This is a genomic window from Streptomyces arenae, assembly GCF_022343545.1.
Lineage (GTDB): Bacteria > Actinomycetota > Actinomycetes > Streptomycetales > Streptomycetaceae > Streptomyces > Streptomyces humi.
On the sequence record NZ_JAKQYH010000010.1, the window covers coordinates 121,908 to 145,534 of the forward strand.

The following is a 23,627-nucleotide window of genomic DNA, read 5'->3' on the forward strand; positions in this document are numbered from 1 at the left end:
CAGGGCGGGGGCGGGTGGCCGGGACTCGTCCGTACGCAGGGCGGGACCGGATGGCCACGTCGCGTCCGTGTGTGCTGTGGGGCAGGGCCGGGCTGTCGGAGATCAGTACTCGACGGCGGAGGTGGGCGTGCCGCCGTCGTGGGGAGGTGGGTCCGGCTCGCGCCGTGGCAGGCCCGCGGCGGTGGCGAGGCCCTGCCGCAGGCGGGTGAGGCGGGTGATCTCCGCGTCCAGGGCCGCCACGCGATCGGCCACCACGTCACTGAACTCACCGGGGCGGCTGCCACACGACGCCGACGGACGGTCCGGGACGAGGAGATCCAGACGGTGGGCGCGGCGCCGGACGTCCTCCAGGGTGAGGCCCAGGGCCAGGAGGCCGCGGATCACCCGGACCCGGGCGACCTCCGCCGCGCCGTACTCACGCTGACCTGACGACGAGCGTGGCGGTGGGTCAAGGAGGCCGCGGGCCTCGTACAGGCGCAGCGCGCGTGGTGTGGTGCCGGCCGCCGCCGCTGCCTCGCCGATCCGCATGCCCGCTCCACCCCGTCCTACAGCTCCACGACCGTCGCCCCGAAGGAGCGGCCCGCGATCAGCCCCGGCAACGCCTCCGGGGCACGTTCCATTCCAGGGACCGGTGTGTACGGGAAACGGATCTCGTCCGCCCGCAGCCAGTCGCCGAAGCGGGCCTCCCACTCCGCCTCGACGTCCGGGTGGTCCGGGCCGTTGTAGCCGGCGACCGTGATGCCCCTGGTCAGCAGGCGGAAGGTGTCGAGCACGGCCGGCGCGCTCGCGCCCGTCCGGTCCGGGGACAGCTGACCGTCCAGCGCCCCCACCAGGGCGATCCGGGCGCCCCGGTTCGCGGCCTGGACGGCGGCCGTCAACTGCTCGCCGCCCACGGTGTCCACGACGACGTCGATGCCGTCCGGCGCCGCCGCGGCGAGTTGTCCCTCGACCGGCGCCGCGCCGCGCAGCACGGTGGCGTCGTAGCGGAGGTCCCGCTCCAGCCGCCGCGCCTTGTCCGGTGAACCGGTGCTGCCGATCACACGGGCGGCACCCAGCAGCCGGGCGATCTGGCCCGCCATGGTGCCCACGGCACCGGCCGCGCCGGTCACCAGCACGGTGTCGCCCTCCCCGACCTCGGCCAGCCGGGTGAGTGCGCCGTACGCCGCGGAGCCCTGGGCGAGATGGGCCACCGGGTCGGGCAGGGCGCCGTCCAGAAGCCTGCACTCGGCGGCGGCGGGCGTCGCGTACTCCCGCCAGCCCTGAAGGTGCAGCACCAGCCGGCCCGTTGGCAGCGGCCCGTCGACCACCTCGCCGACAGCGGGGCCGAACAGGGTGTCACCGGGGTGCAGCGGAGGGAGGGGGACGTCGCGGGTCGCACCTCCGATGAGGGTGCGCAGGCCCGGGAAGACGAGGAAATGGGTGTTGCGGACCAGTACCTGCCCGGCTTCGGGGCGGGGGACGGGGGCCCGGACCAGGGTGAGATCGTCGGCTGTCGGCAGGCCGGCGGGGCGGCGGGTCAGCCGTACCACACGATGAGTCGCGTTCATGGCCGGACGCTAAGCCCTGACCCGTGGGTCAGAGGCAAGCGCCCGCGGACGTGCCAGGGACCGGGCACCGTCCCGTGCGGCCATGCCGGGAAGGTTGACGGCGGCGCCTTCACGACACGCCCTGGTCCTGCCGGCCGGTCGTGGTGAAGCGTCTGCGGTAGTGGGTCGGGGTGGTGCCCAGCTGGCGGGCGAAGGCGCGGCGCAGGGTCTCGTCGGTGCCGAGGCCGCTGTGCCGCGCGGCCGAGGTGACACTGTGGCCGTCCAGGAGGAGTTGCTGGGCACGGTCGAGCCTGACCCGTTCCACCCAGCGCGCCGGTGTGGTGCCCAGTTCGGCGGTGAACAGCCGGGTCAGATGCCGGGCACTGACGGCGGCGGACGCGGCCATCGCGGGCAGACTGTGGTCGGCCGCCGGGTCGGCGAGCACGGACGCCACCAGGGTCCGCAGCAGGTCGCTCCGGGCCGGCGGTGTGGCGATGGCCGTGGAGAACTGGGACTGGCCGCCCGGGCGTTGCAGGAAGACCACCAGTTCGCGGGCGATGTCCCGGGCCACCTCGGCTCCCTGGTCCTCCTCCACCAGGGCCAGGGCGAGGTCGATGCCCGCGCTGATGCCCGCGGAGGTCACGTACCGGTCGTCGCGGACATGGATGGCGTCCGGCTCGACCGACACCCGCGGGCAGCGCCGGGCGAACGTGGCCGCGTGCCGCCAGTGGGTCGTCGCCCGGCGGCCGTCGAGCAGGCCCAACGCGCCCAGGACGAACGCGCCGGTGCACACCGAGGCGACCCGGGACGCCCCCGTGACGAGGTCGCGGGCCGTGGTCAGCAGCTCCTCCTCGACCGGCCGCTCGGCCAGCCGGTCGCCCCCGGCCACCAGGACCGTGTCGACCCGGCCGGCGTCGGCCGCCCGGACCGTGCCGGCCAGCGCCGGCCCGGCGGAGGTGGTGACCGGTCCGCCCCGTGGGGAGACCAGCACCAGGTCGTAGGGGGCGGCGAGCCGGCCCGCCTGGTGCAGCACCTCCGACGGGCCGCTCACATCGAGCATGGTCACCCCGTCGAAGACCACGAGGCCCACTCGATGCGTCATGTCCGAATCCGTGGTTTTCCTGGCAGCAGGGACATGGCCCAGCGTACGCCCCGCGGAGAACCCTGGAGGCACACCATCCATCCGGCACGGAGGCTGAGGAACGATGAGCGAAGTGATCGCGGGCGTACGGATCCCGGACAGCGACCTGGCGCGGGAGGCCACCGAACTGGTCCGGGACGTCGCCACACCGCTGGTGTTCGACCACTCCCGACGGGTCTTCCTGTGGGGCTCGCTGCGCGGCCGCGCCCTGGGGCTGGGCTTCGACCCCGAACTGCTGTACGTGGGCGCGATGTTCCACGACCTCGGACTCACCAAGAGCCTGCGCCGCACCGACCAGCGTTTCGAGATCGACGGCGCTGACGAGGCCCGCCGCTTCCTGCACGCCCACGGCGTCACCGGTGAGCCCGCCGACCGGGTCTGGACGGCCGTCGCGCTGCACACCACCCCGGAGATCCCGCTGCACATGGCGCCCGAGATCGCCCTGGTCACCCGCGGGGTCGAACTCGACGTCCTCGGTATCGGGTACCACGACGTCACCGACGAACAGCGGGCGCGGGTCGTCGCGGCCCACCCGCGCCCCGACTTCAAGAACCAGATCCTCGCCGCCTTCACCGAGGGCATCCAGGACCGACCCGGCACCACCTTCGGCAACGTCAAGGCCGACGTACTGGCCCACTACGTACCGGGGTTCCGGCGCGGCGACTTCGTGGAGGTGATCCGGCAGTCCGACTGGCCGGAGTGACCGGCACCGCACCACGCCGCGCCGCACGCCGTCGCGCCGTCCGCCGTCAGGTCGCCCGTCGTAAGGCGAGCGTCACCTCCACCGGCAGCTTCTTGACTCCTCGAACATGATCCGGATCTCGGTGCGGGCGAGCAGGTTGCCCAGGCACAGATGCGGACTGCCCTTGCCGAAGGCAACATGGCCGTTGTGCTGCCGGGCCACGTCGAAGTCGTACGGGTTTCCGAAGACCTCCTCCCAGGTCGCCGTGCGCCGGAAGTGGTAGACCGGGGAGGCCCAGTGCAGGAACTCCTCCACCGCCGTCGGGATCAGCGACGGGTCGTCCTGGAGACGGGCCAGCCGCTCCGGGTGCTGGCCCTGATCGGCACCGGATGCCGACGGCACGGCGATCCAGGTCGCCAGGCACCAAGCTCCAGCTGTGGACCTGTGCCGGCACCCCCAACCAGAAGTGGCGCAAGAGCTGACGGCGATCGTCCTCCAGATTACCGGTCCGGCAGATCAATACATCGGATGAGTCAACCAGTTGAGTCAAGGTCGTGGATGTGAACACCCAGCTCAGCCCGAGGTGAATCCGGCATTTCTGGGTGAACCGCCCCTGTAACGCCGTCTGTTGGGGTTGTTGACAGTCATACGTCGGGTCCCTAAGTTCGCCGATACACCCGATGTATTGATGATCCGTCAGCTCTGGAGGACGATGATGACCTCGCAGCCGGAGAAACATTCGCAGGTGCCCCGCAGGGCCGTGCTCGGGACCGCCCTCGGGGGAGCGGCGGTCGCGGCGCTGCCCGGCACCGTCCACGCGGCCCCGGCGGAACCGGCCGACGCGCGCGCCGCACACCCCTGGAAACTCCGCGACACCATGACCACCGACCGAGCCTGGGACGGGTTCCTGCGCGGCCAGGACCTGCTGTGGAGCAGACTGCCCACCGTCTGGCACGAGGCGCCGTTCCTCGGCGACGGGCTGCTCGGAAGCATGATCTACCAGGAACCGGGCGCCGACCAGATCCGCTTCACCGTCCAGCACGGCCGGGTCCAGGACCACCGGCCGGAGTTCGGCAGCGGCTGGGGTACCGCCCGCCTCCCGGTGGGCCACCTCACCCTCGAACCGGCCGGCACCGTCACCGCCGTCGACTGGCGGCTCAGTCTCTGGAACGCCGAACTGACCGGCACCGTCACCACCACCGCCGGCACCCTCACCCTCGCCGCGTTCGTCCACGACGAGGTCCTGGCCGTCCGCGCCACCGCCCACGGCGGCGAACGGGTCACCTGGACCTTCCATCCCGAGGAGGCCGTCAGCCCCCGCAGGATCCAGGAGTCACCGCCCGCCGGCTACACCGCCAACCCGCCCTGGACCACCCGGACCACGTCCGACGGCACCGAACAGGTCCTCCAGCCGCTCACCGGCGGCGGACAGACGGCCACCTCCTACCGCCGCACCGGCGACGAACTGCTGCTCAGCGTCGGTCACAGCTTCCCCTCGGACACCGCGGCCGAGGCCGACTCCCGGCGCAACCTGCGCCGCGCCAAGACCTACGCGGGCCTGCGGGACCGGCACACCCGCTGGTGGCACGCCTTCTACCGGAAGAGCTTCGTGTCCTTCCCCGACCAGCGGCTGCAGAGCTTCCACTGGATCCAGCTCTACAAGGTCGCCTGCGCCAGCCGCGCCGACGGCCCCGTGATGGCCACCTCCGGGCCCTGGCTGGAACCCACCCCCTGGCCCGCCGTCTGGTGGAACCTGAACGTCCAGCTCGAGTACTGGCTGATCCACGCCTTCAACCACCCCGAACTCGACTCCCTCGCCACCACCCTGCGCCAGAACCAGGAACAGCTCACCGCCAACGTGCCCGCCGCCTACCGTGCGGACAGCTCCGGCATCGGCCGCAGCTCCGACATGTTCGCGCACCGCGAGGTGGGCAGGCCCGGCACCGGCGCCGAGACCGGTGACCTCACCTGGGCGCTGCACAACGTCTGGCTGTCCTACCGCCACTCCATGGACAGGTCCCTCCTGCGCGACACGGTCTACCCGGTGCTGCGCCGTGCGATCAACTACTACCTGCACTTCCTCACCCCGGGCAGCGACGGCCGGCTGCACCTCCCGAGCACGCTCTCGCCCGAGTACCCGGTCGTGCCGCCGCAGGACACCAACTACGACCTGGCCCTGATCCGCTGGGGCTGCCAGACCCTCCTCGAATCCGCGGAACTCCTCGGTGTCGACGACGAACTGGCTCCCCGCTGGCAGGAGGTGCTGGCCAAGCTCACGCCGTACCCGGTCGACGAGAACGGCTTCATGATCGGCGCCGACACCCCGTACGCGCAGTCCCACCGCCACTACTCGCATCTGCTCATGGTGTACCCGCTGTACCTGGTCAACTGGGACCAGCCGGAGAACCGCGACCTGATCACGCGGTCGGTGGTCCGCTGGCACGCCTTGACCGGCGCCCACCGCGGCTACAGCTACACCGGCGCCGCCTCGATGTACGCCATGACCGGCGACGGCGACACCGCGATCAGCTATCTCCGCAAGTTCTTCGACCCCACGACCCGCTACCCGTGCCGCGCCAACACCCACTACACCGAGGCCGGTCCGGTCATCGAGACCCCGCTGTCCGCCTCGCAGTCCCTGCACGACATGTTCTGCCAGAGCTGGGGCGGGATCATCCGCGTCTTCCCGGCCGTCCCGGCCGCCTGGGCGGACCTCACCCTGCACAACTTCCGTACCCAGGGCGCCTTCCTGGTCAGCGCCGTCCGCAAGGCGGGCAGGACGCGGTTCATCCGGGTCAGGAGTCTGGCCGGTGAACCCCTCAGGCTCCGGCACGGTCTGACCGGCCCGCTCACCGTCCTCCTCGACGACGGCACCCCGGCCCGCACCCACGACCTCGGCGACGGCACCCTCGCCGTCGAACTGCCCCGCGGCCGCGAGGTACTCGTGTACTCCGGCACCCGCCCCGACCTCGTCATCGCCCCCGTCGCCGTCAGCGAACCGGGCGCGGCCTGGGGACTGCCGTAACCACCGACCGGAAAGGCAGGTTCCCATGGCTGTTCCGCTCAGAAGAACCGTGGTCGCCGCGCTCTGCGCCGGTCTCGCGGCCACCCTCCTCACCACCGCGCCCGCCGCCCGGGCCGGGCAGAGGTCCCACGCCTGGACCGTGTCCGAGGCGGCCCACGCACCCCGCGCCCGGATATCCCTCGACGACACCACCGGCACCCTCAGCCTCGCGGTCACCCGGGCCGGCCGTACCGTCCTCGAGCCGTCACCCGTCGGCATCGTCACCGAACAGGCCGACCTGTCCCAGGGGTTGCGGTTCCTGCACCGCGAGGACCGCACGGTCGACGAGCACTACCGGGCCAGGTCCGGCAAGCGCCTGGACCGCAGGGTGCGCATGAACGAGACCCGGCTGTCCTTCGCCACCGCCGCCGGGGCCCGTCTCGACCTGGTCGTGCGGGCCGCCGCCGACGGCATCGCCTACCGCTACGTCCTGCCCGCCGGACACGGCGACGTCCTCGGCGAGACCTCCGCCTTCGCGCTGCCCCCGGACGCCGGCGCCTGGCTCAGCACCTACCGGGTCGACAACGAGGGCCAGTTCACCCCGTACACCGCCGCGACCGCCCCCACCGGCGCCTACTCCGACCAGGCCCTCTTCGCCACGCCGGGCGGCTACACCCTGCTCGCCGAGTCCGACCTCACCGGCGCCTACTCCGGTGCCCGGCTCGCGCACACCCAGGGCACCGGCACCTACCGGGTCCAGCTCGCCGACGACCGCGTCCACACCGACGGGCCCCTCGCCACCCCCTGGCGCGCCATGATCACCGGTGACCTGGCCACCGTCACCCGGTCCACCTTCACCGACGACCTCGCCCCCGCGTCCAAGGTCGCCGACACCTCCTGGATCCGCCCCGGCACCGTGCTGTGGACCTGGCTGGCCGGCGGGCGCACGGCGGGCCAGAGCCTCGACGCGCAGAAGGCGTACGTCGACTACGCCGCCGCACACCACTGGCCCTACGAGGCCGTGGACTCCGGCTGGTACTTCAAGAAGGACGAGTGGGACGTCACCGACCCCGACTGGGGGACCGACAGCTGGCTGCCCCAACTCGTCGACCACGCACGGGCCAAGGGCGTCGGGATCGTCGTCTGGATCCATCAGCGCGACCTGGACACCCCCGAGGAACGCGCCCAGTGGCTGCCGACGCTGGAACGCTGGGGGGTCAAGGGCATCAAGATCGACTTCATGAACTCCGAGTCGCAGGCCATGTTCCAGTGGTACGACACCATCCTCGCGGAGACCGCCGCCCACCACCTCATGGTCGACTTCCACGGCGCCACCCTGCCCAAGGGGATCCAGCGCACCTGGCCCCAGGTGATGACCATGGAGGCCGTCGGCGGTGAGGAGAAGCGCACCAACACCGCCGTCCACCTCACCACCCTGCCCTTCACCCGCAACGTGATCGGCTCCATGGACTTCACCCCCGGCGGCTTCCAGCGGGTCGGGCTGCGCCCGAACACCGACGCCGCCGAGGTCGGCCTCACCGTCGCCTACGAGTCCGGGCTCCAGATGTTCGCGGGCAGCCCCGAGTCGTACGAACAGCGGCCCCTCGCACGGGACTTCATGGACCAGGAGCCCGCCGCCTGGGACGACACCCGGCTGCTGGCCGGCAGTCCCGGGCAGGAGGCCGTGCTCGCCCGCCGCAGCGGGGACCGCTGGTTCCTGGGCGGGGTGTACGCGGGCGCCGCCCGCACGGCCGCCGTGCCGCTGACGCTCGGAGCCGGCCGCTGGCTGGTGCAGACGGTCCGGGACGGCGCCGACGGGCTCGTGCAGGACCGGCAAGTACTGCGCGGCGGGCAGGAGTTGAGTGTCGATGTGGAGGCGAACGGCGGTTTCGCCGCGATCGCCTGCCACTGGCGGCCCGGCGTCACCACCTGCTACCGCTGAGCGCTCACCGCATCGCCGTCACCACCTGCTACCGCTGAGCGCGCACCGCCTCGCGGCGGGCACCGAGCAGCAGCCTGAGCGTGCCCGCCGTGGACGGCGACGCGGAACCGCGCAGCACCCCGGTACCGCGGGCCAGGACGGCCTCGGCCGTCATCAGCTCGATCTCGATGAGGGCGCGCACCATCGGCCGGTGGGGCGCCGGCATCAGAGCCAGCACCTCCCGGCCGGACCGGAGATCGGCGCGGGCCGTCTCGATCTCCCGCGCCACGAGGGCGCGCAGGCCGGCGGAGGTCCGGCCCGCCTCCAGGTCGGCCACCGTGACCGAGAACCGCTTCAAGGTCTCCGCCGGGATCCCCGGATGCCCCTCCCGCAAGTCCTCGGCCAGGTCGTTGACGAAGTCCAGCCGCTGGCTGCCGTCGATGAGTGTGCGGCACCCCGCCCGGTACCGCCCGTCGGTGTCGGTCTCGGGCCCCAGCAGACCGGCGATCGGCAGGAAGGCGGGCAGCGAGTAGGCGTCCACGTAGGCCTGGTAGTCGGCCTCCGTCGCGAACCCGTCGAACTCCAACTCGGTGGCGGCGGTGGCCAGGTACGCCTCCACGGCCTCCCGGTGCCGCGGGAACGCGGTGACGGTGTGCAGCAGGGTGCGGATCAGCGGATCGTCACTGGTGCCGGTCTCCAGCGCGGTGCGCACCCGCTCCTCCCAGGCGGCCCAGGCCGCCGCCCGCTGCGCCTTCGGACCGGAGTCCAGGAGGGTGTCCCCGTGGTGCATCACGGCCGTCGCGGCGATCACATGGGGCAGCACGGCGGGTGGCAGCAGTGCCCGGCAGGCCAGGTAGGCGCTGCGCCGGTACCGCCGGACGGTCCGCCGCTGGGCGCCGTAGTCCCGGCGCAGCTCCGGGTCCGTGATGCCCGCCGCGGTCAGGGTCTTGCTCCACGCGCTCACCGGACGATCGTAGAGGGCGCCGGGGACCAACCCGGCCGCCGGCCGCGAACGCCGGGCTCGGCGAGGGGACTTCAGGAAAGGGACCTCAGGAAAGGGACGTCAGGAACTCCAGGAGCGCCGCGTTCACCTCGTCCGGGCGCTCCGCTGGGTCCAGTGCCCGCAGCCCGCCAGCCTCAGTGGCTCGCGCACCAGGTTCGGCATCAACTCGGGCAGCCGGGCGATGAGTTCGGGCGTGCCGGGGAACGCCGGGACGACGTCACGGTCGCCGTAGACGTACAGGGCGGGCGGGGTGACGACCGCGTCCTGCCAGGGGGCGGTCAGTTCCCAGTTGCGGTCGAGGTTGCGATACCAGTTCAGGGCGCCCGTGAAGCCCTGCGAGAAGCTCTCGGTGAGCGCGTCCAGGTCGGCCTCGGTGAACCAGTCGGGCAGCGCCTCGGGGTCGGGCAGGTCCGCGAGCCAGCCGCGCTCCGGGTCGACGAGCGGCTGCCGGACCTCACCGGTGCGGGCGTCACCGGCCGTCATGGTGAAGAACTTCCGCAGCGTGGTGCGCGGATCGCGGCCGAACTCGGCGTCCGCGACCCCCGGGCGGTCGAAGTAGTTCCAGTAGAACCGGCCGCCGAACCTCTCGTCCATGGCCTTCAGCGGCGGCCGGTCGCCCCGGAACGGCGGCGGCACGCTCAGCCCGGCCACCCCGCGCACCAGGTCCGGGCGGAACAGCGCGGTGTGCCAGGCCACCGGCGCGCCCCAGTCGTGCCCGACGACGAACGCCCGGTCCTCGCCCAGCTCCCGGATCAGCCCGACGACGTCCGACCAGGTGCAGGATGCTGTACGCCTCGACGTCCTCGGGATGGTCGCTGCCGCCGTACCCGCGCTGGTCGGGGGCGACCACCCGGAACCCGGCCGCGGCCAGCGGGCCGAACTGGTGCTGCCAGGAGTGCCAGGACTCGGGGAAGCCGTGCAGCAGCACGACCAGCGGGCCGGAACCCTGCTCGGCGACGTGCAGCCGGATCCCGTTCACGTCGATCATTCGATGCTGGACCATGTGCACGAGCGTACGCGCAATGATCATCGGCCGGCGGGTGGACCCGGCGGCGGAGCCCCGCCCGGCTCAGCGGTGTCCGGCCCGGCTCAGCGGTGTTCCGCCGCCCGCCGGGTCGGACTCCCGAGCGCCCAGAACACCACTCCCAGCAGCATGAACCCGACGAGCGGCACCAGCTCCGTCGCGAGGTACTGCCAGCGCTCGGCGTGGCTCCAGCCGTCCGGCGCGTAGCCGGCGCCGAACCAGTGGTCGCCCAGTCCGGGCGCGACCAGCTGCACGCTCGCGAACAGGATGAGCAGCGTGAGGACCGTGCCGATGACGCGGGGGAGCGGGGTGCGGTACGGCCGGGGGGTGTCCGGGTACTTGCGGCGCAGCACCGGCAGCGCGGGGAAGATGCCCAGGTAGCTGACGAGGGTGGTGGACACGGCGAGCCCGAGGACCGCGCCGAAGAGCTTGGCCGCGCTGCCGTTGGTCAGTTCGTGGGCCAGGACCAGGACGACCGTGGAGACCAGCCCGCTGAGGACGTTGACCCGGACCGGGGTGCCGAACCGGCTGGAGATGACGCCGAGGACGCGGGGCGCCGCGCCGTCGTAGCCGGAGACGGCCAGGGCCCGGTCGGAGCCCATGATCCAGGTGACGCCGGAGGACAGCACCGTGAGGATGAACATGATCGCGGCCAGGTCGCCGAGCACCGAGCCGGCCCCGGTCAGCGTGGCGGTGCCGTCGGCGCCGACGTGGCCGCCGTACACGGTGAAGACCTGTCTGATCGCGTCCACGAACCCGCCGAGGCCGGTGATGGCCTTGACCGGCAGGACGAGCAGGATGCCGAGGATCGGCAGGGCGTACAGCAGGACGGACAGGACGGCGCTGCGGAAGATCCCGTACGGCACGTCCTTCTGCGGGTTCGTCATCTCGTCGCCGGCCGTGTTGGGCAGCTCGAAACCGACGTAGTTGAACATCAGCACCGGCACCAGGCCGACGAAGCCCGCGTAGGTCGGCGAGAAATCGCCCATCCCGAAACCGTGCAGGCCGTGCTGTACGCCGTACACCACGACGGTCACCGTGAACAGGCCGAGCAGCAGGAACCGGCTCCACGCGCCGATGGTCGGGATCCACTTGCCGATGTCGAAGGAGAGGATCGCGGCGAGCACGCCCACCCAGACGAAGACGAGCGTGAAGGCGTAGAAGGCGGGGGCGCCCAGGTCCTTCCCGTCGTTGAAGAAGGTGGTGTACGCGGTGACGGCGGAGACGGCGAGGGTGCCGCCCAGCCACACCGGGTTGGTGATCCAGTACAGGAAGTTGTTCACGGCACCGGCGAGGCGCCCGAAGGCCCGGCTGGTCCAGATGTAGGGGCCGCCCTCGTCCGGGAAGGCGGCCCCGAGCTCGGCGATCAGCAGCGCGGACGGCACGAAGAACACCAGGGCCAGCACGATCAGCCAGGTGAACGCCTCGGCACCCTTGCCGGCCACCACGCCGATGGTGTCCACGCCGACGATGGTGCACAGCAGGAAGAACAGGATGTCGAAGCGGCCGAAGTGCTTGCGCAGCTTCCGCCGTTCCGCCTGGGCCGCGGTCGGCGTGTCGACCGGTTCGGGAGCGAGGGGGCCAGCGGTCACCGGGAGCTCCAGCTTGCTCGGAGGAGGGGCGGGATTCGGCCAATGATCCGCCGCGCCGCACAACCTCACAAGCGCTCAGGGTCAAGTCTTGCCCATCGTTCCCTCACCCACCTCCGTCCGGAACGCGCCGGAAACACCACCGGAACACCGGGACCGCCGCTACGCGCTCCCGTTGCCCAGCAGCCGGCGTATGCCGCCGACGGCCGCCACGGTCAGTGCCGTCGTGGTCACCGCCGTCGCCGCGGGATGCCGGGCCAGCGCGGCCTGCACGGAGCGCGGGTGGGACCGGTCGTCGAACTCGCCGTGGGCGCCGTGATCGGAGCCGGGCGTGGCGTCGGCCGGCGTGTACAGGTTGCCGGAACCGGCCGGGGCGGCCTCGTCCGTCTGCTGGGAGCCGAAGCCCGTCCGTGCCAGGTAGCGGTCGAGCAGGGCCGGGGCGAGCCGGTTGGCCCAGATCGTCGCCGCGGTCGTGGCCCCGATGTAGCGCTGCTTGCGCCGCGGGTGGTCGGCGGCGTACACGACTCCGCGGGCGGCCACCTCGGGCTGGTAGATCGGCGGCACCGGCTGCGCGTGGCGGGGGAGCCGGGTGCGCACCCAGGAGAACTGCGGGGTGTTGACCGCGGGCATTTGGGCGACCGTGACGTTCACGTTGCTGCCCTGGTGCAGCAGTTCCACGCGGACCGACGAGGTGAAGCCGTTGATGGCGTGCTTGGCCGCGCAGTAGGCCGACTGGAGCGGGATGGCCCGCTCGCCGAGCGCGGAACCCACCTGCACGATCGTTCCCCGGTCCCGCGGGAGCATCCGACCGAGGGCGGTCCGGGTGCCGTTGACGAACCCGAGGTACGTCACCTCGGTCACCCGCCGGTACTCCTCCGGGGTGATCTCGGTGAAGGGCGCGAACACACTGGTGAAGGCGCAGTTGATCCAGACGTCGATGGGGCCGAGGAGCCGTTCGGTGGCGTCGGCGACGGCCTCCAGCTGGGCGGGGTCGGCGGTGTCGGCCCGCTGGACCAGCGGCCGGCCGCCGCGTTCGGCGACCTCCTTGGCGGCCGCCTCCAGTCCGGCCTCGCCGCGGGCCACGAGGGCGATGCGGGCACCGCGCTCGGCGAAGAGCCGCGCCGTGGCACGGCCGATGCCGGCACTGGCTCCGGTGATGACGACGACTTGCGACATGGTCCTTTCCTTCGGTTCGTGAGCCTTCCTGGTCTTTCCGTCAGCCGACGCGGTACGGGAGGGCCCGTTCGGCGTCGAGGCGCAGCCCCAGGCCGGGGGATCCGTCCCGGCCCGGGACCAGGGCGCCGCCCTGCGGGCTGGGTGCGCCGTCGAAGAGCAGGCGCTCGATGCGGACGTGGTCGTGGAACCACTCCAGGTGCCGCAGGTTCGGCACCGAGGCCGCCGCGTGCGCGTGGGCGGCGGGTGCGCAGTGCCCCGAGATCTCCAGGCCGTGGCCCAGCGCCAGCGCCGCGACCCGCAGCCAGACGGTGATCCCGCCGCAGCGGGTGACGTCCGCCTGGAGGCAGTCGACGGCCCCGGCGGCGAGCATGTGCCGGAAGTACGGGAGCGTGTAGCCGTACTCGCCGGCCGTCACGTCGGCCGTGACCCGGCCACGGACGGCGGCCAGCGCGTCGAGGTGGTCGGAGGAGACGGGCTCCTCGAACCAGGTCACGCCCTCCCCGTCCAGCCCGGCGGCCACCCGCACCGCCTGCTTCACGCCGTAACCGCCGTTGGCGTCCACGTACAGTTCGGCCGCGTCGCCGATGCTCGCGCGGGCCCGGGCCACCCGCGCCAGGTCGCGGGTCTCCCGGCTGCCCCAGGACTCCCCGATCTTGATCTTGACGCGGGGGATGCCCTCCTCCGCCACCCAGCCCCGCAGCTGCCGGTCCTGCCGCTCCGCGTCGTACGTGGTGAAGCCGCCGCTGCCGTACACCGGCACCTCGTCACGGGCGGCGCCGAGCAGGTCCACCAGCGGGAGCCCGAGCAGCCGTGCCTTGGCGTCCCACAGGGCGATGTCCACGGCGGAGACCGCCTCCGCGGCGATCCCCGGCAGCCCGGCGTTGCGCACGGCCCGCCGCATGGCCTCGTTGGCGCGCGGCACGTCGAGCGCGGACAGGCCGGTGACCGCCGGGGCGAGCAGGTCGTCGACGGTCCTCGCGGCCGCCGCCGGGGCGTAGGTGTACCCGAGCCCGGAGACCTCCCCGCAGCGGACGGTGACCAGGACGAGCGTGGTGCTGTCCCAGGCCGCGGTGCCGTCCGCCTCGGGGGCGTCCGTCGGAACGGTGTAGACGGCGCTGTCCACCCGTTCGACGGCCGACAGGTCGCTCACCGCCGTCCCGCTTCGTGCCGGTGCGGCAGGAACTCCTGCACCTTGGCCTTGAAGCCCTGCCGGACCATCGCCACCCGGTCGCTGTCGCCCTTGAGGACGGCGGCGGCCGCCGCCTCGATCTGGTCGAGGGTGGCGTGCGGCGGGATCGGCGGTACGGCCGGGTCGGTCACGAAGTCGAGGACACACGGCCGGTCGGCGGCCAGCGCGGCCTCCCAGGCACCGGCCACCCCGCCCGGCTCGTCGATCCGCATGCCCGTCAGGCCCAGCGAGCGGGCGAAGTCGGCGTACCCGACGTCCGGGATGGACTGCGAGGGCAGGAACTGCGGGGCGCCCTCCATCGCCCGCATCTCCCAGGTCACCTGGTTCAGGTCCCGGTTGTTGAACACGGCGACGATCAGCCGCGGGTCCTCCCAGTCCTGCCAGTACTTGGCGATGGTGATCAGCTCGGCCATGCCGTTCATCTGCATCGCCCCGTCACCGACCAGGGCGATCGCCGGCCGGTCGCCGTGCGCGAACTTGGCGCCGATGGCGTAGGGCACGCCCGGACCCATCGTCGCCAGCGTCCCCGACAGCGAGCCCCGCATCGCCCCGCCCAGCCTCAGGTGCCGGGCGTACCAGTTGGCGGCCGAACCGGAGTCGGCGGAGAGGATGACGTCGTCCGGGAGCAGCCCGCTGAGGGAGTGGGCGACGTGCTCGGGGTTGATCGGGTCGGCCGAGACGGCGGCCCGCCGCTCCATCACCTCCCACCAGTCCCTGACGTTGCTCTCGATCGTCTCCCGCCAGGACGGGTCCTCCATCTGCTCCAGCAGCGGCAGCAGCCGGCGCAGCGTCCGGGCGGCGTCGCCGACGAGGTTGACCTCGAAGGGATAGCGCATCCCGACCATGTGCGGATCGATGTCGATCTGCACGGCCCGCGCCTTCCCGAACGCCGGCAGGAACTGCGTGTACGGGAAGGACGAACCGATGACGAGCAGCGTGTCGCAGTCGCGCATCATCTCGTACGACGGCCGGGTGCCGAGCAGCCCGATGGCACCGGTGACGTAGGGCAGGTCGTCGTCCAGGGCGTCCTTGCCCAGCAGCGCCTTCGCGACCCCCGCGCCGAGCCGGTCGGCGACCTCCTTGACCTCCGTGCGGGCGCCGCGCGCGCCCTGGCCGATCAGGATCGCGGTCTTGCCCCCGGAGTTGAGCACGTCGGCGGCCCGCTGGAGGTCACCGTCGTCGGGCACCGGCGCGTAGTGCGACATGCCGAGACTGGACGGCACCATCTTGAAGGCGTGCTCGGGCGGCGAGTAGTCGAGTTCCTGCACGTCGGCCGGGATGATCAGAGCGGTCACCGAGCGGCGCGCCATCGCGGTGCGCATGGCGCGGTCCAGGACGTTCGGAAGCTGCTCGGGGACGGTGACCATCTCGCAGAAGTCCGAGGCGACGTCCTTGTACAGGCTGACCAGGTCGATCTCTTGCTGGTAGGAGCCGCCCATGGCACTGCGGTTGGTCTGCCCGACGATCGCCACCACCGGGACATGGTCCAGCTTGGCGTCGTACAGGCCGTTGAGGAGATGGATGGCGCCGGGTCCCGAGGTGGCGGCGCACACGCCCACCTTGCCGGAGAACTTCGCGTACCCGCAGGCCTCGAAGGCGGACATCTCCTCGTGCCGGGACTGGATGAACCGGGGCTTGTTCTCCGCGCGTCCCCAGGCCGCGAGCAGGCCGTTGATGCCGTCGCCGGGGTAGGCGAAGACATGTTCCACGTCCCACTCGCGCAGCCGCTGGAGGATGTAGTCGGAGACCTTCGTCGACATGTTCGACAACCTTTCCTGATGTGGACGTGCGTGCGTTTACGGGCGGCGCAGCTGCCGTACGGCGCCCAGCGCGGCCGCGGCCGCGAGGGTTCCGGCGGCGGCGGTGGTCGCCCACCGGGCCAGGCCGGAGGGTTCGGCGGGCCGCCGGGCGAGCCGTTCGGGGTGGTCGCTGGGCACCGGGCCGTCGAGGGCCATGGCCAGCGCCTCCGCCAGGTGCAGGGCCCGGCGCCCGGTGCCGCCCTGCTCGATCTGGGTGCGGCAGCTGAACCCGTCGGCCAGCACCAGACTGCCGGGGGCGGCCCCGCGCACCGCGGGCAGTACCCCCAGTTCGCCGACGGCCATGGAGACGTCGTGATGACCGCGTTCGAAGCCGAAGTTGCCGGCCAGTCCGCAGCAGCCCTCGTCGAGGACGTCCGCGTCCAGATGGGCCCGGCGCATCAGCTCACGGTCGGCGTCGAACTTCATGATCGCGTGCTGGTGGCAGTGGGTCTGCACGGTCGCCTGCCGGGCCAGGAACGGCGGCTGCCAGCCGTCGGGCGCGTGGTGGACCAGTTGCTCGGCGAAGGTACGGGTCTGCCCGGCGAGCCGCCGCACGTCCTGGTCGTCGGGGAGCAGTTCGGGGGCGTCGGAGCGGAACACGGCCGTGCAGGACGGCTCCAGGCCGATGACGGGCGTGCCCGCTTCCAGATAGGGCGCCAGCGCCCGCAGCGAGCGGCGCAACACCTTCTTGGCGACGCTCAGTTGACCGGTCGAGATCCAGGTCAGTCCGCAGCACACGGGGGTCTCGGGCACGGCCACCCGGAAGCCGGCGTCCTCCAGGACCCGTACCGCCGACATCGCGATCGAGGGGTGGAAGTGGTTGCTGAAGGTGTCGGGCCACAGGACCACGGTGGCCGGATCCGCCGGGTCCGGCTGCCCGGTGCCGAGGGCGCGCCACCACCGGACGAAGGACCGCTCGGCGAAGACCGGCGGCCGCCGCTCCCCGGCCACCCCGGCGAGGATCTTCCCGGCCCGGCCGAGCAGCGGCGCGTGCAGCGCGCTGTTCGCCAGCCCGGGCGCGTGCTCCGCCAGTCGCGCCCACAGGGGCAGCCAGCCCATCGAGTAGTGGGCGGCCGGGCGGGGCCGGCCCGCGTAGTGGTGGGCGAGGAACTCCGCCTTGTACGTGGCCATGTCGACGCCCGTAGGACAGTCCGACTTGCAGCCCTTGCAGGCCAGACAGAGATCCAGGGCGTCCCGGACCTCCGTGGACCGCCAGCCGTCCTTGACCGCCGAGTCGGCATGCCCGTCGAGCATCTCGAACAGCAGCCGCGACCGCCCGCGCGTGGAGTGCTCCTCCTCGCGGGTGGCCCGGTACGAGGGGCACATCACGTCGCCCTCCAGGCTCCGGCAGTTGCCGATGCCGACACAGCGCAGCACCGCCCGGGTGAAGGAGTGGTCGTCCTGCGGATACCCGAAGTGGGTGTCGTGGGTGTCCGGCCGCCAGGCGGCCCCGAGCCGCAGCTGCCCGTCCACCGGATTCGGGTCGACGACCTTGCCGGGGTTCATCCGGTTGCCCGGGTCGAACAGCGCCTTCAGCTCGCCGAAGGCACCGACCAGCCGCCCCCCGAACATCCGGGTCAGCAGCTCGCCCCGGGACTGGCCGTCGCCGTGCTCGCCCGACAGCGAACCGCCGTACGACGCCACCAGGTCGGCGGCCCGCTCCAGGAACCGGCGGAAGTCGGCCACCCCCTCCGCGGTCTTCATCCCGAACGGGATCCGGGTGTGCACACAGCCCTGCCCGAAGTGCCCGTACAGCGAAGGGTGGTCGTAGTCGAACTCCTCGAACAGCCCCTTGAGGTCCCGCAGGTAGTCGCCGAGCCGTTCGGGCGGCACCGCCGAGTCCTCCCAGCCCTCCCAGGTCTCCCGGTCGTCCGGCGGCCGCGCGGTCACCCCGAGACCGGCCTCGCGCGCCTTGAGCATCCTCTGCTCACGCTGCGGGTCGTCCGAGAAGGCGACCGAGGAGTCCTTCTCGGACCGCCCGATCGACTTCAGCAGCGCGTGCGCCTGCGCGTCGACCTCCTCCTGGCTGTCCCCGGTGAACTGCACCAGCAGCCAGCTGTCCGCCTCCGGCAGCACCCGCAGCGATTCCAGGTAGGCGTGCTCCTCACGCATCAGCTGCGCCATCCGCCCGTCCAGCGCCTCCAGTTGGCCGGGGGAGCAGTGCTCAAGCAGCTGCGACACGTGGTCGCCGGCCTGGCAGATGTCGTCGTACCCGAGCACCAGCAGCGACTCGTACGCCGGTACCGGTACCAGCTCCAGCTCGGCGTGCAGCACGGTCACCAGGGTGCCCTCGCTGCCGACCAGGGCCCTGGCCACGTCGAACCCGTTCTCCGGGAGCAGCGAGTCCAGGTTGTAGCCGGAGACGCGGCGCGGGATCTTCGGATAGCCGCGCCGGATGTCTCCCAGGTACTCGGCGACGAGACGGTCCAGGCCGTCGTACAGCTCGGCCCGCCGGCCGCCCTCGGCGGCGATCCGGGCCCGCTCGGCCTTCGAGGTGGGCCCCACCCACATCCGCAGCCCGTCGTAGGTCATCACTTCGAGCCGGCGCACGTTGTCGACCGTCTTGCCGTAGGCCTGCGCGGACGCCCCGCACGAGTTGTTGCCGATCATGCCGCCGAGCGCGCAGTGGCTGTGCGTCGACGGCTTCGGGCCGAACTTGAGCTGGTGGCCGGCCAGCCGCCGGTTGAGTTCGTCCAGCACGATCCCGGGCTCCACCACGCAGGTGCGGGCGTCGGGGTCGACGGAGACCAGCGCGTTGCAGTGCTTGCTCCAGTCGATCACCACGGCCTCGTTCGTCGTCTGCCCGGCGAGACTCGTGCCGCCGCCGCGCGACAGCACCGGTACGTCGAAGCGGGCGCACAGTTCCAGCGCGCGGGCGCCGGCCTCCACGGTGCGCGGCACGACCACGCCCAGCGGCACCTGCCGGTAGTTGGAGCCGTCCGTCGCGTAGGCACCCCGGCTCCCGGCATCGAAACGGACCTCCGCGTCGGTCCCGGCCCGCAGGGCCTCGACCAGGCTGTCCAACGACTCTCCGGGCACGCGTGTGCTCATGGCCGACCTCCGGGCTGACGTGGAGCTTCCTCCGGTGCGGCCCCCCGGGTACCCCGGAAGTCCACTTCCTTCGCCAGGACAATCCGGGCGTCCATGTTGCGCTCCATCATTTCCAGCGCCGCGTCCGCCAGGTGCGGATGGATCGAGGCGACGGCGTCCCTGGGCACCGTGACCTCCAGATGGCGGATGTGCGCGTCCAGGGCCGAGTACAGGACGCACTGCTCGGTGACCTGACCGGTCAGCACCACCGTCCCGACGCCCAGCTGCCACAGCAGATAGGCCAGGGGAGTGTCGTAGAAGATCGAGTGCCGCGCCTTCACGACGAACAGCGAGTCGTCGTCGGGCCGGATCGGTTCGACCAGCGCGCCGTGCGGGCGGGACAGCGCGGCTTCGACCAGTTCGCCGTGGTGGGAGCGCCAGCGCCCGAAGTTGTCGTTGACGTAGATCACCGGCACGCCCGCGTCCCGGGCCCGGCCGATCAGGTCCGCCAGGACGGGCACCACCTGCTCCGCGGCGGGCAGCAGCAGCTCCGCGTCCTCGTGGTCGTACGTGTTGATCATGTCGATGACGACGAGCGCGCGGCCGTCGGTCGAACCGGACCCGGTCACGGCGTTCACCACCTTCCGCTGCTGTCGCGGTCAGCTCCGCAGCCGGGGGAGGACCTTGGTGCGGTAGAAGTCGAAGAAGCCCTGCTGGTCCTTTCCGATCTGGTTCACGTAGACGGTGTCGAACCCCGCGTCGACGAACGCGGAGACCGCCTTGACGTGCTCGTCCGGGTCGTCGCCGCACGGCACGGAACCGGCCACCTGCTCCTCGGTGACCAGGTCCATGGCCTGCTCGAAGTGGCGCGGGGTCGGCAGGATCTGCGGGAGCTCGCCCGGCAGCTGCTCGTTCGCCCACAACCGGTGCGCGGTACGCACCGCCTCCTGCCGGTCGGTGCCCCAGCACACCTTCATCCCGCCGTACACCGGACTGGTACCGCCGCCACCGCGCCGGAAGCGCTCCACCAGCGACTCGTCGGGCATCATCGTGATCAGCCCGTCGCCGATCCGCGCGGCCACCTCGGCGGCCTGCGGGCCGAACGCCGACACGTCGATCGGCACCGGCTCGTCCGGCACCGTGTACAGCCGCGCGTTCTCGACGGTGTAGTGCTTGCCGCGATGGCTGACCTGCTCCCCGGTGAACAGCCGCCGGATGATCCCCAGGGCCTCCTCCAGCATCTCCAGCCGCACCGGAGCCTCCGGCCAGACGGTCCCGAGGATGTGTTCGTTCAGCGCCTCACCGGTGCCCACGCCCAGCCGGAACCGCCCGCCCAGCTGCACCGCGCTGGTCGCGGCGGCCTGGGCGATCACGGCGGGGTGGGTGCGGACCAGCGGGCAGGTCACCGCCGTCTCCACGGGCAGCGAGACCGCCTGCGACAGGGCACCGATCACCGACCAGACGAAGGGGCTCTGTCCCTGGCCGTCGTGCCAGGGGTGGTAGTGGTCCGATATCCACAGCGACTCGAAGCCGGCCTGCTCGGCCATCCGCGCCTGCTCGACGAGTTCCGCCGGGGTGTGCTCCTCGCACGAGAGGAAGTATCCGAAGGCCACCATCGTCTCTCCTGAACCACGTGTACGTCTGGGGTCCGCTGCCGAGTACCCGATGGCCACCGGGTTGTGCACGGCGTGTCGCACGGATCAGGAGGGGTACCGGGGATGCGGGTCCCCCGAAGACCGACCTCACGGAGGTTCACATGGCACTGCGCCTGCTGCCCCGGAAGGCCTGGCGGAACTGGCGGCGCTCCGACGACCTGCGGATCCCGCTCCGATCGACCGACACCGAGGACGCGAGCCGGCGGTTCCTCCTGTACGGCGCCCTGCCCCTGTGGGTGGTGCCCGGCCTCGCGGACTGGTGGATGCACAAGCGGACCCGGATCGAGCACACCAGCGGTACCAAGGAGTCCGCGGTCCACGCGCTGATGATGACCGAGGCCGGCGTGCCGGTGCTCATGGGCCTGCTGGCCCGGGTCAACCCGCTCGTGCTCACCGTCATGGGCGGCGCGGCACTGGTCCACGGGGCGACCGCCGTCTACGACGTGTCGCTGGCCGTCGGCGACCGCGAGGTCCGCCCCGTGGAGCAGCACATCCACAGCTTCCTCGAGGTGCTGCCGCTCACCGCCCTCGCGTTCACCGCCTGTCTCCACGCCGACCAGGTCCGCGGGGCCCTGCGCGGCGGCACCGGACCCGAGGACTGGCGGCTGCTCCCCAAGGAGCGGCCGCTGCCCGCCACGTACCTGGCCGCGCTCGCCGGAGTGATCGTCGCCGGCGTCGCCGTGCCGTACGCCGAGGAACTGTGGCGCTGCCTGCGCACCGCGGCGCACGAAGGGAGCCGTCCATGACGGAAGCGCCGGGCGACGAACGCGCCCCTGACCTCCAGGCCCCCGGCCCCGAGCCGACGCCGGGCCGGCTGCCGCCCGACCGCAGCCAGGCCATCCTAGAGGCCACCAAGCAGGTGGCCGCCATCCTGAAACGCGCCGGGCACAAGTTCGCCCTCGCCGGCAGCGTCGCGGTGTACGCGCACGGCGGCACCGGCACCCTCCAGCACGACACCGACTTCTGCGTGCTGCCCGAGGACGCCGAGGCGGTGGCCGGGTCGCTGCGCGCGGCCGGCCTGACCGTGCGGGTGCCGCCGGAGGACTGGCTGGTGAAGACCACCTGTTTCGACCAGGACGTGGACATCATCTTCGAGCTGGCCCACCAGCCGGTCACCGTGGACCTGCTGTCCCGGGCCGACGAACTCCCGGTGGACTCGGTGCACATGCCGGTGCTCTCGGCGACCGACCTCGTGGTCAACCTGAGCACCGCCTTCTCCGAACACCACTGCGACTTCGGGGCCGTACTCCCGGTGGCCCGCTCGCTGCGCGAGAAGGTCGACTGGCCGGAGGTGCGCCGCCGCTGCGGCGACGAGCCGATGCCGGCCGCCTTCCTCTACCTCCTGGAACGCCTGAACGTCATCGACCCCGAACCGGAGGAGCGATGAACCTGGAATACCGCGTCGCCCACGTCGCCGAACGGCTGGCCGAGGGACAGTGCGGCGAGCTGGGGGTACGGGCCGAGATCCGGGGCGGCGCGGTCCTGCTGACGGGAACCGTCCCGTCGGCCGGCTGCCGTGACGACATCCTCCGGGTCGTCCACGACGAACTCCCGGACGTGCCGGTGCACAGCGATCTCGTCGTCGCGGAGAACGCCCCGCCCGACCACCCCGAGGAGCTGACATGACCCGGGTAGCCGCCGTCGGTGACATCCACTTGGGGCCCGACAGCCGGGGCACCCTCCGCCCGGCTTTCGACACCCTGCCCGACTGCGCCGACGTGCTCCTGCTGGCCGGGGACCTCACCCGGCACGGCACCCCCGAGGAGGCACGGGTGGTGGCCGGGGAGATCGAGGACCTGGGCGTCCCCGTCGTCGCCGTCCTCGGCAACCACGACCACCACGACGACCACCCCGACGAGATCACGGCCATCCTGCGGGACGCCGGCGCGCACGTCCTGGAGGGCGAGGCCACCGTCGTCACCCACGGCGGTCTGCGGATCGGAGTGGCCGGCACCAAGGGGTTCGGCGGCGGGTTCGTGGGCCGCTGCGCCGGGGAGTTCGGCGAGCCCGTGATGAGGGAGTTCGTACGGTACTCGCGGCACCGCGCCGACGGGCTGCGCACCGCCCTGGAGGAACTCCGGGGACGCGAGTGCGACGTACGGATCGCCCTGACCCACTTCGCGCCCGTGCCCGACACCCTGGCCGGCGAACCCCTGGAGATCTACCCGTTCCTCGGCAGCTACCTGCTCGCCGAGGCCATCGACACCGCGGGGGCCGACCTCGCCGTCCACGGACACGCCCACGCCGGCACCGAACACGGCATGACCGGCGGCGGAGTGCGGGTGCGCAACGTCGCCCAGCCCGTGATCGAACGGGCCTTCCACGTCTACTCCCTCAATCCCCACGACCCCGGGGACGGATCCGGCGCCACGGGTACCCGGTCGTCGGAAGACACCGACCAACCATGAGAAGGGGGCCGGTCATGGCCCAGCACGTACGCGACATCATGACCAGTGACCTGGTGACCGTCGAACCCCAGGCGTCGGTGGCCGCCGTCGCCCGGGTGATGCGGGACGAGGACGTCGGCGCGGTCCTGGTGACCGAGGAAGGGCACCTGCGCTGCCTGGTGAGCGACCGCGACCTGGTGGTGCGGGCCTTCGCCGAGGGCGCCGACCCCGACCGGACCACGGTGATGCAGGCGGCCAGTGACGACCTGGTCACCGTCACCCCGGACGACAGCCTCGACCAGGCGGTCCGGCTGATGCGCGAGCACGCCGTACGACGCCTCCCGGTCGTCGACGGCGACCGTCCCGTGGGCATCCTCGCCCTCGGCGACCTCGCGATGGAACGCGACGAGCGGTCCGCCCTCGGCGACATCAGCGCGGCCCGTCCCAACACCTGAGGTCCCGGCGCCTCAGCCGATCGGGTGCCGCCGCCCAGCCGCGCGA

At 72.2% G+C, this 23,627-nt stretch carries 19 protein-coding genes and 2 pseudogenes; 8 read left to right on the forward strand and 13 right to left on the reverse strand.

From position 1 onward, the window contains the following. Window positions 1-102: 102 nt before the first annotated feature. From MB828_RS05425 to MB828_RS05435, 3 genes are all read right to left on the reverse strand, one after another. Window positions 103-528: a MerR family transcriptional regulator gene (locus tag MB828_RS05425; protein ID WP_301647155.1), complete on the reverse strand. Its 426-nt coding sequence runs from the start codon at window positions 526-528 to the stop codon at window positions 103-105. A gap of 17 nt (window positions 529-545) precedes the next feature. Further along, window positions 546-1,547, reverse strand: a complete 1,002-nt coding sequence (locus tag MB828_RS05430; protein WP_301647156.1) for an MDR family NADP-dependent oxidoreductase — start codon at window positions 1,545-1,547, stop codon at window positions 546-548. 109 nt (window positions 1,548-1,656) lie between these two features. Continuing rightward, window positions 1,657-2,628 (reverse strand): GlxA family transcriptional regulator, encoded by a 972-nt coding sequence (locus MB828_RS05435; RefSeq protein ID WP_301647157.1) that lies wholly within the window; start codon window positions 2,626-2,628, stop codon window positions 1,657-1,659. Window positions 2,629-2,731: 103 nt separating this feature from the next. Between MB828_RS05435 and MB828_RS05440 the strand changes: the two genes are divergently transcribed. Beyond that, window positions 2,732-3,370: an HD domain-containing protein gene (locus MB828_RS05440; protein WP_301647158.1), complete on the forward strand. Its 639-nt coding sequence runs from the start codon at window positions 2,732-2,734 to the stop codon at window positions 3,368-3,370. A gap of 96 nt (window positions 3,371-3,466) precedes the next feature. Here MB828_RS05440 and MB828_RS05445 read toward each other — a convergent pair. Continuing rightward, a pseudogene (locus tag MB828_RS05445) lies at window positions 3,467-3,721 on the reverse strand (cytochrome P450); the annotation flags it as partial. 343 nt (window positions 3,722-4,064) lie between these two features. Here MB828_RS05445 and MB828_RS05450 point away from each other — a divergent pair. Further along, window positions 4,065-6,374 (forward strand): glycosyl hydrolase family 95 catalytic domain-containing protein, encoded by a 2,310-nt coding sequence (locus tag MB828_RS05450; RefSeq protein ID WP_301647264.1) that lies wholly within the window; start codon window positions 4,065-4,067, stop codon window positions 6,372-6,374. Between the two features lie 25 nt (window positions 6,375-6,399). Continuing rightward, entirely contained in the window at window positions 6,400-8,295 is a 1,896-nt protein-coding gene (locus tag MB828_RS05455; RefSeq protein WP_301647159.1) for a glycoside hydrolase family 97 protein, read from the forward strand. A gap of 28 nt (window positions 8,296-8,323) precedes the next feature. Here the strand turns inward: MB828_RS05455 and MB828_RS05460 are convergent, their stop codons facing one another. From MB828_RS05460 to MB828_RS05505, 9 genes and pseudogenes are all read right to left on the reverse strand, one after another. Further along, window positions 8,324-9,238: a squalene/phytoene synthase family protein gene (locus tag MB828_RS05460; protein ID WP_301647160.1), complete on the reverse strand. Its 915-nt coding sequence runs from the start codon at window positions 9,236-9,238 to the stop codon at window positions 8,324-8,326. Window positions 9,239-9,323: 85 nt separating this feature from the next. Next, window positions 9,324-10,265, reverse strand: a pseudogene (locus MB828_RS05465) (alpha/beta fold hydrolase). Between the two features lie 101 nt (window positions 10,266-10,366). Further along, entirely contained in the window at window positions 10,367-11,893 is a 1,527-nt protein-coding gene (locus MB828_RS05475) for an APC family permease (RefSeq protein WP_301647161.1), read from the reverse strand. Window positions 11,894-12,052: 159 nt separating this feature from the next. Continuing rightward, window positions 12,053-13,066, reverse strand: a complete 1,014-nt coding sequence (locus tag MB828_RS05480) for an SDR family oxidoreductase (protein WP_301647162.1) — start codon at window positions 13,064-13,066, stop codon at window positions 12,053-12,055. A 40-nt stretch (window positions 13,067-13,106) separates the two neighbouring features. Further along, on the reverse strand, window positions 13,107-14,216 hold the full coding sequence (locus MB828_RS05485) for an enolase C-terminal domain-like protein (protein ID WP_301647163.1): 1,110 nt from the start codon (window positions 14,214-14,216) through the stop codon (window positions 13,107-13,109). Next, window positions 14,213-16,015 (reverse strand): thiamine pyrophosphate-requiring protein, encoded by a 1,803-nt coding sequence (locus tag MB828_RS05490; protein ID WP_301647164.1) that lies wholly within the window; start codon window positions 16,013-16,015, stop codon window positions 14,213-14,215. The genes MB828_RS05485 and MB828_RS05490 overlap by 4 nt, the downstream gene beginning before the upstream one ends. Before the next feature lie 36 nt (window positions 16,016-16,051). Then, window positions 16,052-19,105, reverse strand: a complete 3,054-nt coding sequence (locus tag MB828_RS05495; protein ID WP_301647165.1) for an FAD-binding and (Fe-S)-binding domain-containing protein — start codon at window positions 19,103-19,105, stop codon at window positions 16,052-16,054. Next, window positions 19,102-19,665, reverse strand: a complete 564-nt coding sequence (locus MB828_RS05500; protein WP_430381337.1) for an isochorismatase family cysteine hydrolase — start codon at window positions 19,663-19,665, stop codon at window positions 19,102-19,104. Before MB828_RS05500 ends, MB828_RS05495 begins: the two co-directional genes overlap by 4 nt. Window positions 19,666-19,743: 78 nt before the next feature. After that, a complete protein-coding gene (locus MB828_RS05505; RefSeq protein WP_301647166.1) occupies window positions 19,744-20,700 on the reverse strand; it encodes an LLM class F420-dependent oxidoreductase in 957 nt (318 codons plus the stop codon). Window positions 20,701-20,840: 140 nt separating this feature from the next. Between MB828_RS05505 and MB828_RS05510 the strand changes: the two genes are divergently transcribed. Genes MB828_RS05510 through MB828_RS05530 form a run of 5 tightly spaced genes read left to right on the forward strand, consistent with a single transcriptional unit; the run spans window position 20,841 to window position 23,581 of the window. Continuing rightward, on the forward strand, window positions 20,841-21,485 hold the full coding sequence (locus MB828_RS05510; RefSeq protein WP_301647167.1) for a diguanylate cyclase: 645 nt from the start codon (window positions 20,841-20,843) through the stop codon (window positions 21,483-21,485). Then, entirely contained in the window at window positions 21,482-22,126 is a 645-nt protein-coding gene (locus MB828_RS05515; protein ID WP_301647168.1) for a hypothetical protein, read from the forward strand. Before MB828_RS05510 ends, MB828_RS05515 begins: the two co-directional genes overlap by 4 nt. Next, window positions 22,123-22,365: a hypothetical protein gene (locus MB828_RS05520; RefSeq protein ID WP_133022992.1), complete on the forward strand. Its 243-nt coding sequence runs from the start codon at window positions 22,123-22,125 to the stop codon at window positions 22,363-22,365. The genes MB828_RS05515 and MB828_RS05520 overlap by 4 nt, the downstream gene beginning before the upstream one ends. Further along, a complete protein-coding gene (locus MB828_RS05525) occupies window positions 22,362-23,147 on the forward strand; it encodes a metallophosphoesterase family protein (protein WP_133022993.1) in 786 nt (261 codons plus the stop codon). Before MB828_RS05520 ends, MB828_RS05525 begins: the two co-directional genes overlap by 4 nt. A gap of 14 nt (window positions 23,148-23,161) precedes the next feature. Beyond that, a complete protein-coding gene (locus tag MB828_RS05530; protein WP_133022994.1) occupies window positions 23,162-23,581 on the forward strand; it encodes a CBS domain-containing protein in 420 nt (139 codons plus the stop codon). Window positions 23,582-23,627: the final 46 nt, after the last annotated feature.